This window comes from Petroclostridium sp. X23 (assembly GCF_030013905.1).
In the GTDB taxonomy this organism is placed as follows: Bacteria; Bacillota; Clostridia; order SK-Y3; family SK-Y3; genus X23.
Map to the genome: position 1 here is coordinate 5,107,154 of NZ_CP124862.1, position 14,548 is coordinate 5,121,701.

The following is a 14,548-nucleotide window of genomic DNA, read 5'->3' on the forward strand; positions in this document are numbered from 1 at the left end:
AAATTATATGATATAATCAGTATAAATAAATTCTTGATATGAATGATTTTTAATTTGAAATATCGTGAAATAGTATGCAATAGAGATGTAATAAAGGCGGTGAATGTTTGTGAGGTCAGAGAAAACAGGGATTATATCCCCGGTTATGAGAATCATTATTTTAATTTTGTGCATGATTTTAGCTATTATTTTTTGTTTTGCATATTTATTTTATCAGTCTAGCAAGTACGAGTATCAGGAGAAAGTAATTGTTAATTTATTCGGTAAGCAAAGAATGCTTACCCAGAAGATGGCCAAAGATGCAAATAGGCTTTATGTTCTTATGCAGGCCCTTAAAACTGGTCCAATGGTTGATGACGAACAATCTCTGAGGGATAAGATTGCTGATACCAAGAATAATCTGTCTCTAGCAAGAGAAAGCTTTAATAATACATTGGAAGCTATGCATGATGGGTATATCCAAAATGGTACTGAAATTATTAATTTTAAGAATGTGATAGAAAAAAGTGCTGGATATCTACAAAATATCGACAGTATATGGATTAATTTTGAAACAGCAGTGACCCATCTGCTAGAAGCATCAGAGATTAATGAAAACACTGCCAAGGCCATCATATATATTAATGCGAACAATGAACAGCTTCTACATGATAGTGATATCATTACCCAATCAGTCTTGAAATATGGTGAGAAAAATAGTGAAAGAAGTAGGAATATTTCTATTGTTTTGGTGGGAATTTCATCAGCGGTTATTATTATAATGTTGCATAATCTATACAAGTATATTATTAACCCTCTTAATGAATTTTACCGGGGCATTTCAGGAATCGGCTTGAACTACCTTATCAATGAAAAGACAACGCCGACAAAAAAGGAAGTAAAGCCTGTGATTGTGGAGATAAATGGAATATTGGGTAAAATTAACAAGCTTATTGCACTAATTGAGAATATTAACATGAATTCATCTTTTAGTGAAATCTTAACGTATATTTACAATGAATTTTCTTGCTTTATGCCGTATTCCTATATCGGAATTGCGTTAATAAAAGAAAACCGAAATGTACTGGAGGCATCTTACGGAATCTCTGATGGCTCTATTACAGGACTGCCTGCGCAATTGATAGGGAAAAAATATTATATAAAGGATACCAGTCTTGGCAAAGTGATTGATTCAGGCAATGCAAGAATCATTAATGATTTGGAAGCATATGTAGCAGACAAGCCTTCCAAAGACTATAACAAAGCTATACTGGGTGCGGGAATAAAGTCTTCATTGACACTGCCGTTAAAGCTAAACGGCGAACCTGTAGGTATCATATTTTTTTCAAGCCGTGAAAAAAATGCTTATGTTGAAGAACATGTAAAATTTTTAAAAACGCTGGCAAATAGTATTGCAATCAGCTTTGAAAAGAATGTTTTTACCGAAGAACTGATTTACAGCAGTGTTCTAGCCCTGGTTAAATTGGCGGAGGCAAGGGATGAGGATACCGGAGATCACTTGGAACGTATGAAGATTTACTCAAAGACAATCGCACAGTTTTTATACGAGGACAGCAAATACAGCGATATGATTAATCCTGAATACATTAATGATATAGAGAGGTTCAGTCCGATGCACGATATCGGAAAAGTGGGCGTGAGAGACGGAATACTCTTAAAACCCGGAAAATTGGATGCTGATGAATTCGAAGAAATGAAGAAACATGCCTCGTATGGCGCAGAAGTGCTAAAGGCAGCAGAATCAAGTATTTCAAGAAAGAAAAGGCGCATGTTTCAAATGGGTGTAGAAATCGCCGAAAGCCATCATGAAAAGTGGGATGGATCGGGATATCCCTATGGGAAAAGCGGTAAAGAAATCCCCCTTAGTGCAAGAATCGTTGCAGTAGCCGATGTGTTTGATGCGCTAACCAGTAAGCGGCCTTATAAGGAGCCATTTCCTTTTAAAGAATCCTTTGATATTATTATCAATGGAAGTAGAAAACATTTTGATCCTGAAATTGTGAGAGTGTTTGAATTGAATAGAAACCGGATATATAAGTTATATATGAAATTTAGAAATAATGGGCGAGCATAAATAGTGAACAGTGAATAATGAATAGTGAATAATGTACAGTGTACAATGGACAATGGATTATATTCTAGCAAGCATTTAAATAATACAACTGATCAAAAAGAAAAATCCACAGTATGGAAAAATAATTTTCTATACTGTGGATTTTTTAGAAGGGGTTACTTAAAGTTTGAACTTTTTCACAAATTGTTCAAGATTCGCTGCACTCTTTTTATTCTTATTTGAGTGTTCTTGAATTTGTTTTATACTTTCTAAAGTAAATAGGGCTTGCTGTGCAATACCATGCAGGTGCTGGTTACTTTGTAATAGATTACTTGTTACTTGATTGGTTTCATTTGCAACTTCATTGGTAGAAGCACTGATCTGCTGTGATACGGAGCTTAGCTCCAATACGATATTATTCATATTTTTTGCATCTTTTGAATATTGTCTTCCTGCCTCAACCAGATTATCATATTCTTTTAAAATATCCTGATCTATAAATTCAAAGATCTTGTCGGTGCTGGCTACCAAATTACTTACTGATGACGCAGCATGGTGCGCGATCACTTGAATATCACTTACTGCTGAAGCGGAACTTTCCGCCAGCTTTCTTATTTCTTCGGCTACAACTGCAAATCCTTTGCCTGCTTCACCTGCTCGGGCACTTTCGATAGAGGCATTTAGCGCTAGTAAATTGGTTTGCTTTGATATTTGATCAATTTGATGCGAGAGAACAGTAATTTGCTCGATTTTTTTTACTTCTTCCATAATACTCTCAATCTCATCTTTTACTTCATTATAGATATTTATTGTCTTTTCTTTTGAAGCAGTGGACCTCTCTGTCAATTCTTGTGCGCGGGTGCTGACTTCGTTGGATAACAGAGCGCCTTCTTCTGTTTGGCGTGCTATTGAGTTTACAGCATTTTCGACTTCTATCATTACGGCTGAAATTTCTTGGAATGCTTTTGAAATTCCTTCAATTGCATCGCTTATTTCGCTTGTTCCGTCTGTTGTTATTTTTGAACTGTTTTCAACGGTATTAGCCAGTTCATTCAGGCTATATGCACTTTTCGTCAGACCTTCAGAACTTTTATTTACTTCTTCAATAAAAGTTCTGAATTGAGATGTTAATTTATTTAAAGCATTTCCCAACTGGCCTACTTCATCCTTAGATTTAATATCAATGGTTTGGATGGTAATTTGCCCATTTTCATCTTCTTCAATACTTTTAACCATAGTATGAATAGGACCGGATATTCTTTTGCTCACAAATAGACCTATTATTGTGAATATAATGACAGCCAGAAGCATAAAGAGAGCTGTATGAATGATACTATTAAATAAATCTTGGCTTAACTCTTCTTTCTTATCATTGACAGCTTGATGCAAACTATCTACATAGTTCCCTGTACTGATAATCCATTCCCATTCTTCAAATAATGTAGAATAGGCTCTCTTGGGGCTAAGGTTACCCGTTCCTACATCTTCCGGTTTCTCCCACATATAATTGGTATAACCGTTATCCTTCCCATCTTGGGCAGCAGAAATAATTTCTTGGATTAGTTTTACACCATTAGGGTCTGCGATATCAATACGGTTGTTTCCTTCTTGGTCGGGAATCATAGGGTGAGCCACCAGTATTCCTTTGGTGTCATCCACCCAAAAGTATCCTTCTTCCCCGTATCTGAGGTTTTTGACGGCCTCCTTGGCCATTTCTTTTGCTTGATATTCTGAGAGTTTACCACTTTTATATGTTTGATAGTATAATTTTGCGATAGAGGCGGCCGTTTCCACTTCACTTTTAATCATTTGATCATAATCGTTAAAAAGTGTATTCTCAATATAGCGCAAGTTCCGTTGGTTCTGCTGCACCATATTAAAAATATTATATGCGCCCATTACTGTAATAATTATGATAACTGCAGCTAAAAAATTAAGTAAAATTTGTGTACGGATTCTTTTCAAGTTAATTACCTCCTTGTGATATTGAATGTTGTTGGGCTAAAGGGTTGTGATACAATAATAATGGCAAATATGTATGAGTCCACGATAGAAAAAGCTTGTACATGTAAATTATACCACTTAAAAAGGAATTATCAATAAAGTTATGTTAAAAAATAAACAAATTAGGTAAGATAATTTTATTTAATACAATCAAATATAACAATTTTTTAATTATTCCTTCTTTACGGCTTTTGAACATATCTATTAGTATAGTGTAAATGAGCTATGAAATAAGATAATTCAATAGCTTTAGGATGAATTCGGTACGTAGATTTCTTGGATAAGACATATGCTATCTCAATTAAAGCGTTGATTTTTACGTTTGGACAAATCATTAATATTCATATATAATATTTTTAAAAATACGTTTATGTTTATTAAAGCATAAAACAATAAAAATGTTTACTTTTGCTGTTTGAAAGATTAGCTCCAATGACAAAAATATTTACTGCTATTAATAATATGGAAAAGTTATTTGATTTTAAGGTCTGTGAACGCCGTATCAAATTCATTCTTATATTAAGAGGGGAAGGATGCTAGTGAAGCCGATCGAATATACACAAAAGGTTATTGATCCGATTGAAGATTGGGATCTTTTTAAACAAGAGGTAGACAGAAGACCCACATTAAGGCCTATAACCGCTGAAGCATGGAAGAGATGCAAGAAGAGGAATATTCAACCTGATCAATTAAAATGCTCATTTTTGACAGGTCAGGAACTGAAAGATAAGCTAAAAGCATATGACTATCTGATAAAGGCAGCGAAACCGTATATGAAGCATCTTTCTTTAAGTCTTACAGGTATCCCGCATTTGATAGTATTATCCGATAGTGACGGATGGGTTCTTTGCCTTAATGGAACGCCAGATATGCTGGGAGGAAGAGATGCAGGTTTATGTGTGGGATCCAGTTGGAATGAGAAAATAATCGGTAATAATGGTATCGGCACCGCATTGATTGTCCAAAAACCTGTTTTAGTATATGGCATCGAACATTATGTTAGCTCATATAAGAATAATGCTTGTTTAGGAGTACCCATAAAAAAAGACAATGAAATTATCGGAGCTCTCAATATTACAATAGAAAGCAAACATGCTCACCCTGTACGCATGACCATTGTTGAGGCGTGTGTGAGTTCTATTGAGCAGGCTATTTCTGATTTTAGAGAAAAGGAAATGTCTAAAGATAATATGCCAATGCTTATGGCAACCTCAGACTTAATTGCCACAGCAGTTCATGACCTTAAGAACCCTGTTGCTGTTATCCGAGGCTTAAGTGAATTGGGAAGACTAACATCAAATTCCAATAAAGGCTCAGAGTATTTTAATAGGATAATCAACCAAGTGGATCTATTAAATCGAATGCTTATAGACCTTTTGGACATTTTTAGGCCGCAGCAATCCTCTAAGGGAAGTCCATCAAGAGTTATTCAACAAATTATCAGCGATATAGAGCCTGTGTGTATTCAACAAAATATTAGTATTAAATTTAAAGGGGACAATAGCACGAAGATAATTCTTTATGAAAAGTTGTTTAGGCGAGCAATACAAAATATTCTGGACAATTCGATTAAAGTAATGCCTGATGGAGGGAAAATCAGTGTGAAGGCTGAAGAAACGGATGATCATATCTTGATTTCCATTAGTGATACCGGCCCTGGTATACCAAAAGAGCTAACAGGAGAGATTTTCAATGCATTTACCTTTAGACGCGATGGTGGAACGGGTTTAGGCCTATTTATGGTGTTTCAGGTGATTACTTGTTTGCATAGGGGAAAAATATGGTTTCAGTCAGGCAAGAAAGGTGGAACAACATTTTATATATCATTGCCAAAGGATGAAGAACATAGTCAAAATTAATCTGAGAATTATAATAGTATCCTATGAACTGGTACCTCATGTCTAAGCGTTTATATTGCTTACGTTTAAGTTTAGGGGACACACCTCTCTCTAGTGGAGGAATGTCCCTGATAAATGCATCAAAACTCGCTTCTCTGAAACTTTGGAAGTTACCTTTCTTTCGCTCTGAAGCAATCTCTAAGCTCTTAATAAGCTATTTTCTGGCACATTCTCCGGTTTGACCTTTTAAAATTTGTATGGCATGGGGGAGAACTGGAAGTATGATATCCAGACATTCACTGACTCCCTTTGGACTACCTGGCAGGTTAATAATAAGTGTTTTGTTACGGATCCCTGATACAGCCCTGGAAAGCATGGCCCGGGAGGTGATTTCCAGGCTTTTTGCCCTCATCGCCTCGGGGATGCCGGGAACATGACGGTCTATTACATCCAATGTCGCTTCGGGGGTGATATCTCTTGGGGAAAATCCGGTGCCACCTGTAGTGAAGATTAGGTCGATGCTTAATTCATCCGCCATGTGTTTCAAATGAGACGATAGTACATCACGTTCATCCGGGGAGACGATATAACGAACAACTTCCGCATTTATTTCACCCATACGCTCTGCGATCACTTTGCCGCTCTCGTCAATTCGTTCACCTGCATAGCCTTTATCACTTGCGGTAATAATACCGGCTTTTATCATTGGATGACCTCCTTTAAGGTATATTTTTGTTATTAATAATAACATTATTCTAGCACAATAAAGAGATTTAATAAATATGGAAATCATTAAAGTTAGTGAAAAAAATATCAAATAGTTATTGGATTTGTATATAGATGATTGACTTTCAATTAAAAAAGTTATAGAATAGTAACAAATTAACTCCGAGTCTGGAAAGCCTGATGCTTTAGTGCAATGGATTCCAGACCGATAGGGCAAGGCCGGAAACAGCCTTACCTTCCATTTTGAAAAGGGGGAATTATCATGTCAAAGTATATTCATTTAACTAATTCTGTAGTATCTTTTCTACGAAAAAAGAGCTTTTTAGCGGTCGTTATTTCTATTTTATTATTTTCCTTTACCGGCTGCGGAGCCGGCGAAACCAAAGAGACATCAGCGCCTAAAACCGATGCACCCAAAGAAACAGCAGCTGTTGAGACAGAAAATAAGGATCAAACAAAAAAAGCATTGACGCTTGCAACCACTACAAGTGTAAATGATACGGGATTGCTGGATTATCTAAGACCTGAATTCGAGAAGGATACGGGTATAACCCTTAAAGTAATTTCTCAAGGAACCGGACAAGCTATTAAAACCGGTGAAGATGGGAATGCAGATGTTCTGTTGATTCATTCCAAAAGTGCTGAGGAAAAGTTTGTGGCCGATGGCTTTGGGTTGGAACGTATTGAATTAATGTACAACTACTTTGTCATCGTAGGGCCGAAGGATGATCCTGCCGGTATATTAAACTCTTCTGGGGAAAAGTATACTGCTGCACAAACATTTGAAAAAATATCACAAACCAAATCAAACTTTGTATCAAGGGGAGACGATTCCGGAACGCATAAAAAAGAGTTGAGTATCTGGAAGAATACAAAGATTGAACCTGCAGACAACTGGTATATTTCGGCCGGGAAAGGTATGGGTGCGGTATTGTCGATGGCAAGTGAGAAAAAGGCATATACCCTCACCGATAAAGCTACGTATCTGTCTATGAAGGATAAATTGGATCTTCAGATTGTTGTTGACGCTTCGGATGACTTGTTTAACCAGTATACCATCATACAAGTAAATCCTGACAAGCATGAAGGAATAAATAAAGAAGGCGCAGATGCTTTTACCAAGTGGATGACATCGGAAAAGGTACTAAAAATGATAGATGACTTTGGTAAGGACAAGTATGGTGATAGTTTATTTAAGGTGAATTATAAAAAGAATTAAAGATGGATCGCATCCTTTAAACAAGTGATAAAGGGTCGCACTTATAAAGTACGCTTTTAAAAACTAGACATAACGGTTTGAAAGCGTATATTTTTATAGGGATGATATCACATATTTATTATAAAACGGAACAGGTGGTACAAAACAATTGAAAGAAATACTAAACAGCCTTTTAGAAGCGTATAAACTGATTATTTCATTTGATAAAGAAATATACGGAATTATCATTCTTTCTCTAATGGTAACCATCATGAGCACAGTAATTTCTGCTGTTTTAGCGGTTCCTTCCGGTATTCTTATCAGCAGCAAGGAATTTAAGGGAAAAAGCATATTGGTAAGATTAATTAGCACATTTATGGGGTTCCCGCCTGTAGTTGCGGGATTGGTAGTTTACCTGCTATTATCCCGGAAAGGGCCTCTGGGCAGGTTAGAGCTGCTCTTTACACCCAGTGCGATGGTGATCGCCCAAGTAGTGATTGTTGTTCCGATTATAACAGGATTGACCATTGGAGCAGTTAAGCTGAAAGTGGGGCCTGTTCAGGAAACTTGTAGGGGATTGGGAATTGGAAGTACAAAGACCCTTGCCATGTTGTTTCATGAATGCAGATATCCCATTATATCAGCGATAATTGCCGGCTATGGAAGAGCAATTTCAGAAGTAGGTGCTATCATGCTGGTAGGAGGAAATATACAGTACAATACCCGGGTGATGACCACGGCCATCGTACTTGAAACGGGAAAAGGAAACTACGATAAGGCGCTTGCATTAGGAGCTATACTTCTTGCCATATCTTTTATTATTAATTGGATGATCCAGTATATCCAGGAGGGAATATGAAGGTAGAACTGCTTAATGTAAAAAGAATATTCAACAGTAAAGTTATTCTTGATATAGATAGGCTTGAATTGGAAAGTGGTAAGATTTATGCTGTACTAGGGCCAAACGGATCAGGAAAAACAACCATGCTCCGTATTATTTCAGGCGTTGATAGAGGGGGAGAGGGTGAAATCCTCTATAATGGCGTCGAAAGAGAACAAAGCAGCCATATCGCATATATGCCGCAAAGCATATATATGTTTGATATGTCGGTTTTGCAAAATGCAATGCTAGGTATTCAGAAACATGGTGTGAGTCAAAGTGATGCTAAAGATTGCGCACAGGAGGCGCTTGATAGTGTAGGGATGGGTAGTTTTATCAATGCAAAAGCCCGCTCTCTCTCCGGTGGAGAGGCACAAAGGGTAGCCGTGGCGAGAACCTTAGTACTGGGGAAATCCATTGTACTGCTGGATGAGCCTGCATCAGCCACGGATATCTTAGGGATGGAACTGATAGAAAACTATATAAAAAAAGTAAACCAACAAAGCAGGTCAACCATTGTTTTTACTACCCACAATCCTTCCCAGGCGGTACGAATAGCTGATCAAATTATTTTTATGTACCGGGGCAGGATTATAGAGAAGGGCAATCCTTCCAGTGTATTTCATTCACCGCAGCAAAAAGAAACAAAAGATTTTATAAAAAACTGGAGGATATAGACGCATATGTTTGATGTGAAAAGTGTAAATGATACGATGCAAATCATTAATAGTAACTTCTCAGATTATCCGTTAGAAGATGAGGTTGTGGGCATCGAGGAGGCGATTGGAAGAATTGCGGCTGTTGATTTGACAGCTCCTGAGGATATACCGGGATTTGACCGGTCATCGGTGGATGGTTACGCGGTGATCTCATCCGATACGTTCGGAGCTTCCGAATCACTCCCGGCGCAGCTGGAATTGATTGGTGAGGTGAAAATGGGAGAAAAACCTCTGTTTTTTCTTAAGGCGGGACAATCAACATATGTTCCCACCGGCGGTCAATTGCCGGCCAATGCTGATGCGATGGTAATGATAGAGTACACGGAAAATTTCGATGATGGATATATTTATATAAATAAGTCTTCCGCACCGGGAAATCATGTAGTGTTTAGAGGCGATGATGTAAAATCGGGAAAAGCGGTGATAAAAGCCGGAACTTGTTTAAGACCTCAGGATATAGGGATGATGGCTGCAATGGGATATACGCAAGTTCCGGTTAAAAGGAAAATCCGTGTAGGTATCATCTCTACCGGAGATGAAGTCATAGATATTTATCAGCAGCCAACGGGATCGCAAGTCAGAGATATAAACTCTTATGCGCTATATGCCGCATTAATCAGCAATGGTGCGTCGCCAAAACGATACGGGATTATTAAAGATGATTATGAAAGTATTAAACAAACGGTAGAAGAGGCATTGATCCAATCGGATGTCGTAATAATATCCGGAGGCAGTTCAGTGGGAATAAAAGATCAAACCTACAAAGTAATTAATTCATTAGGCCTTCCCGGGGTACTCATTCATGGGATTGCGGTGAAGCCGGGGAAACCTACCATTTTGGGAAAGGTAGGCAATAAGGCGGTCGTCGGTCTTCCAGGGCATCCGGCATCGGCTTATGCAATATTCAATGTCTTTGTATGTCATCTTTTAAATGCAATAAGCGGTAAACACCAAACCCTAAAACCCTCCATCAGAGCGGAAATGGTTTGTAATTACCCTTCCAATAACGGTAGAGAGGAATTCTTGCCTGTAAAACTGGAGGAAGTGGACGGCAAGTTGTATGCTTATCCGGTTTTTGGAAAATCAGGGCTGATATCCATGCTGACTTCTGCTATAGGCTATGTTCATATAAGCAGAGGAAGTGAAGGAATTAATAAAGGTGCTCAAATAGATGTCATACTGGTTTAGCAGAGAATGATTTTATAAATTTTAACATAGCAAAAATGATGCAAGGGAGGTAATTATGGAGTACGCATATCTGGAAAATATAGAGTTAGAGGAAGCGCTGAACAATTATATTCATACCATTCAATCCATAGGAACGATACTGGCAGAGGAAGAAGTACCTGTGAAGGACTGCCTGGGACGGATCACTGCGCAAGCTGTTTATGCCAATATTTCTTCTCCTCATTACAATGCGTGCGCAATGGATGGCATTGCACTGCTTGCAAAAAATACTTTCGGAGCCACCGATACTACACCGGTTGTACTCACTGAAGGTAAGGATTTTGAGAGAGTCGATACGGGAGATCCTCTACCCGATCGTTTTGATGCTGTTGTCATGATTGAAGATGTTATCCGATTGGAAGGGGACAAGATAAAGCTTTTAAATGCTGCGGTTCCATGGCAGCATGTGAGACAAATTGGTGAAGATTTATGCGCGTCCGAAATGATCCTTCCTTCCAATACAAGAATAGAACCTGCAGCGATCGGGGCAATGCTTGCCGGTGGTGTTTTAAATATAAAAGCATGGAAAAAGCCGGTTGTAGGCATCATCCCTACCGGAGATGAAATTGTCAGTCCTACCGGATGTCCAAAGGAAGGAGAAATCATCGAATTCAATTCTTCCATTTTTTCAGCAATGCTTAAAGAATGGGGAGCTGTTCCTAAAATTTACGGTATTGTTCCCGATCAATTAGACCTAATTAGAAATGCAATTAAAAAAGCAGCTGACGAGTGTGATATGGTTATCCTTAATGCCGGATCGTCGGCAGGAAGAGAGGATTTTTCCTCAAAGGCAATAGGTGAAGTTGGCAAGGTGATCGCACATGGCATTGCGATACGGCCGGGCAAACCCACTATTTTGGGGGTGGTCAACAATCGTCCGATCATGGGTGTACCAGGATATCCGGTTTCAGGTATTATCGTAATGGAGAAGCTATTTAAGAAAGTATTGGAGAGCCTTACACATGTTCACTGTGGTAGCAGAAAAAAGGCTAAAGCATTGCTCTCCAGAAAGATCATATCATCTTTAAAATATAAAGAGTTTATACGGACCAAGTTGGGAATTGTTGACGGAAAGATGATTGCCACACCTTTAAACCGTGGTGCCGGAGTTGTGACCTCCTTTGCAAAAGCGGACGGGATATTGGAAATCCCTATTAACTCTGAAGGATATGAAGCGGGTCAGGAGATAGAGGTTGAGCTCTTGAAAGATGAGAACGAAATTCGAAATACGTTGGTATTGATAGGCAGCCATGACCCGCTTATTGATATTGTTTGGGATTTGCTCAGAAAGAGGGCTGCAGACAAGTTTTTATCCTCCGCACACGTGGGAAGTATGGGGGGGATTATGGCCATCAAGAGAGGGGAAGCGCATTTAGCCGGCATACATCTATTGGATGAGCAAACCGGAGAATATAATACAAGCTTTATACGAAGATACCTTGGTAATGAGAGCATTGTTTTGCTGAATGGAGTGAAAAGAGTACAGGGGCTTATGGTGGCACCGGGAAATCCTAAAAATATCAAGGGTCTTAACGATATTGGGAAAGACGGGCTTAAGTATGTCAATCGGCAAAAGGGGTCGGGCACAAGAATCTTATTGGATTATCTGTTAAGAAAAAGTAATATTCCAACCAAGGATATTTACGGATATGACCGGGAAGAATTCACCCATATGGCGGTTGCAGCGCTTGTTGCTTCAGGAAGTGGGGATGTAGGAATGGGAATATATGCTGCGGCAAAAGTTTATGGATTGGACTTTATACCGGTATGCGAAGAGCAATATGATTTTATAATTCCCGAACGTTTCTTGGAGCACGGGGTTGTGAAACATTTTATTCAGATACTAAAGTCGGAAGAGTTTAAACAGCAGCTTGAATGCATGGGCGGCTATAAGGTAGAGCATGTAGGCGAGATACGAAAAATGGAGGTGGGATAATTATATGAGAGACAGATTTGGAAGGGAAATCGAGTATTTAAGAATTTCTATTACACAAAATTGTAATCTCAAATGCATATATTGTTCTCCGGGGGGGAGTGGTTGCGTCCATGAGTACACGAGTTATCTGACCCCTGAAGAGATCGAGCAAATTGTAAGGTCCATGGCCAGGGTTGGAATTAAAAAGGTAAGGGTCACCGGAGGAGAGCCGCTTACCAGAGCGGATATATGCGAAATCATCCAACGGATTGCCGGAATAAATGGTATTGAGGACTTGATGATGACCACCAACGGTATAAATCTTGACAAGATGGCGGAAAAACTAAAAGAGGCCGGCTTGAATAGGCTGAATATTAGTTTGGACTCATTAAAAGAAGATAAGTTTGAATATATTACCGGGGGAGGAAAGCTTGAGAATACGTTGAAAGGTATAGAAAAAGCACTGGATGTGGGCTTGAATCCCGTTAAAATCAATACGGTATTGATAAAGGGTGTTAACGATGATGAGATTGATGATTTTATAAAGTTGGCAAAAGCCAGGCCTTTGGAGGTGAGATTTATTGAATTGATGCCCATTGGCAAGTACGGTGAGCAAAATTCAGATAAAATCATCTACAACTCGGAGATCATCAATGCCCGGCCTGAGCTGATTTTCTGTGAAGATAGTACCAAGGGACATCCTGCTACCTATTATACGATTGAAGGATATAAAGGGAAAATAGGTTTTATAAGTCCTATGAGTCATAAATTCTGCGACCGCTGCAATAGGATCAGATTGACCTCTGATGGAAAGATAAAACCCTGCCTTGGAAGCAATGGAGAAGAGGACGTAATGGAAATATTGAGGAATAATCCTGAGCATCTGGATGAATTCATACAGAGGATTATCTATGAAAAGCCAATGCGTCATCATTTTGAACAAGATTTCTCTTCCGCGAGGAATATGAGTATGATTGGAGGATAATATGGGTCTTACGCATATTGATGAAAATGGAAACGCACGTATGGTAGATGTCTCACAAAAAGACATCACTTTAAGAGAAGCGGTTGCTGCGGGAAAGGTATATATGAAACCCGGTACGCTGGCAAGTATTATGGATGGCAGTATGCCTAAAGGAGACGTATTTTCAACCGCAAGAATAGCAGGGATTATGGCCGCAAAGCGAACGCAGGAATTAATACCGATGTGTCATAATGTTCCGCTGGATGCTGTCAAAGTGGAGCTAGCTTCTAATCCGCAGGAGGGCTGCGTAGATATTACTGCAACTGCACGATGCGCTTGGAAAACAGGGATAGAGATGGAGGCACTTACTGCAGTGTCGGTTGCTGCACTGACAGTTTATGATATGTGCAAAGCGATAGATAAGGAAATGGTAATCGGGGATATCACGCTGATAAAAAAGACAGGCGGCAAGTCGGGTGAATATATAAAAAAGGATGTTTAAACATATAAATATAAAATGAAAAGGTGGTCGAATTATGGCAAGAGTAACTGCTATCAATATAAGTGAGAAGAAAGGTATCCCAAAAACAACAATAAATGAGGGTGAATTTATCGTGGATTTCGGACTCAAAGGAGATGCACACGGAGGTAACTGGCATAGGCAGGTAAGTTTTTTGGGGCAGGAAAGTATTGATAAGGTTAAGGCATTGGGGGTAGAAGGTCTATGCACCGGCAAGTTTGCTGAGAATATCACTACTGAGGGTATAGAACTATACACTCTTCCTATAGGCACAAAATTCGATATTAACGGGGTTGTTTTTGAAGTGACTCAAATCGGAAAAGAATGTCATCAAAAATGTGCGATTTTTAAACTGGTAGGAGACTGTGTCATGCCCAAAGAGGGTATTTTTGCAAAAGTCTTAAAAGGCGGAATCGTACGCACAAATGATGAAATCACCGTGATACCTGCAGAGTAAATCATTATTTTGTTTTTTATGGGAATCTTTGAGCTATAACACCACAT

General features: G+C 38.8%; 12 protein-coding genes and 1 riboswitch. Of the genes, 10 read left to right on the forward strand and 2 right to left on the reverse strand.

Annotated elements, in window-relative coordinates:
- The first annotated feature begins 109 nt into the window (after positions 1-109).
- The gene (locus QKW49_RS23920; RefSeq protein WP_282865142.1) at positions 110-2,074 is read left to right on the forward strand and encodes an HD domain-containing phosphohydrolase; all 1,965 of its coding nucleotides are present in this window, start codon (positions 110-112) and stop codon (positions 2,072-2,074) included.
- A 159-nt stretch (positions 2,075-2,233) separates the two neighbouring features.
- Here QKW49_RS23920 and QKW49_RS23925 read toward each other — a convergent pair whose 3' ends face one another.
- Positions 2,234-4,018 carry a methyl-accepting chemotaxis protein gene (locus QKW49_RS23925; protein WP_282865143.1) on the reverse strand — a complete coding sequence of 595 codons (1,785 nt, stop codon included), beginning with the start codon at positions 4,016-4,018 and terminating at the stop codon, positions 2,234-2,236.
- A 578-nt stretch (positions 4,019-4,596) separates the two neighbouring features.
- On the opposite strand from QKW49_RS23925, the gene QKW49_RS23930 reads away from it, so the two are divergent.
- Entirely contained in the window at positions 4,597-5,916 is a 1,320-nt protein-coding gene (locus QKW49_RS23930; RefSeq protein WP_282865144.1) for an ATP-binding protein, read from the forward strand.
- Positions 5,917-6,109: 193 nt separating this feature from the next.
- Here the strand turns inward: QKW49_RS23930 and QKW49_RS23935 are convergent, their stop codons facing one another.
- On the reverse strand, positions 6,110-6,601 hold the full coding sequence (locus QKW49_RS23935; RefSeq protein WP_282868229.1) for a MogA/MoaB family molybdenum cofactor biosynthesis protein: 492 nt from the start codon (positions 6,599-6,601) through the stop codon (positions 6,110-6,112).
- Between the two features lie 168 nt (positions 6,602-6,769).
- Positions 6,770-6,891, forward strand: a riboswitch (molybdenum cofactor riboswitch).
- On the opposite strand from QKW49_RS23935, the gene QKW49_RS23940 reads away from it, so the two are divergent.
- The 8 genes from QKW49_RS23940 (at position 6,884) to QKW49_RS23975 (ending at position 14,501) form a co-directional block, all read left to right on the forward strand.
- Positions 6,884-7,840 (forward strand): substrate-binding domain-containing protein, encoded by a 957-nt coding sequence (locus QKW49_RS23940; RefSeq protein ID WP_282865145.1) that lies wholly within the window; start codon positions 6,884-6,886, stop codon positions 7,838-7,840. (Overlaps the previous riboswitch by 8 nt.)
- A gap of 148 nt (positions 7,841-7,988) precedes the next feature.
- Entirely contained in the window at positions 7,989-8,678 is a 690-nt protein-coding gene (locus QKW49_RS23945) for an ABC transporter permease (protein WP_282865146.1), read from the forward strand.
- Positions 8,675-9,376 (forward strand): ATP-binding cassette domain-containing protein, encoded by a 702-nt coding sequence (locus tag QKW49_RS23950; RefSeq protein WP_282865147.1) that lies wholly within the window; start codon positions 8,675-8,677, stop codon positions 9,374-9,376. The genes QKW49_RS23945 and QKW49_RS23950 overlap by 4 nt, the downstream gene beginning before the upstream one ends.
- Before the next feature lie 6 nt (positions 9,377-9,382).
- Complete coding sequence (glp, locus tag QKW49_RS23955) at positions 9,383-10,606, forward strand: gephyrin-like molybdotransferase Glp (RefSeq protein WP_282865148.1); 1,224 nt, start codon at positions 9,383-9,385, stop codon at positions 10,604-10,606.
- 55 nt (positions 10,607-10,661) lie between these two features.
- The gene (locus tag QKW49_RS23960) at positions 10,662-12,581 is read left to right on the forward strand and encodes a molybdopterin biosynthesis protein (protein WP_282865149.1); all 1,920 of its coding nucleotides are present in this window, start codon (positions 10,662-10,664) and stop codon (positions 12,579-12,581) included.
- Between the two features lie 4 nt (positions 12,582-12,585).
- Positions 12,586-13,545, forward strand: a complete 960-nt coding sequence (moaA, locus tag QKW49_RS23965) for a GTP 3',8-cyclase MoaA (RefSeq protein ID WP_282865150.1) — start codon at positions 12,586-12,588, stop codon at positions 13,543-13,545.
- A 1-nt stretch (position 13,546) separates the two neighbouring features.
- Entirely contained in the window at positions 13,547-14,026 is a 480-nt protein-coding gene (gene moaC / locus QKW49_RS23970) for a cyclic pyranopterin monophosphate synthase MoaC (protein WP_282865151.1), read from the forward strand.
- A 34-nt stretch (positions 14,027-14,060) separates the two neighbouring features.
- Complete coding sequence (locus tag QKW49_RS23975; RefSeq protein WP_282865152.1) at positions 14,061-14,501, forward strand: MOSC domain-containing protein; 441 nt, start codon at positions 14,061-14,063, stop codon at positions 14,499-14,501.
- Positions 14,502-14,548 lie beyond the last annotated feature (47 nt).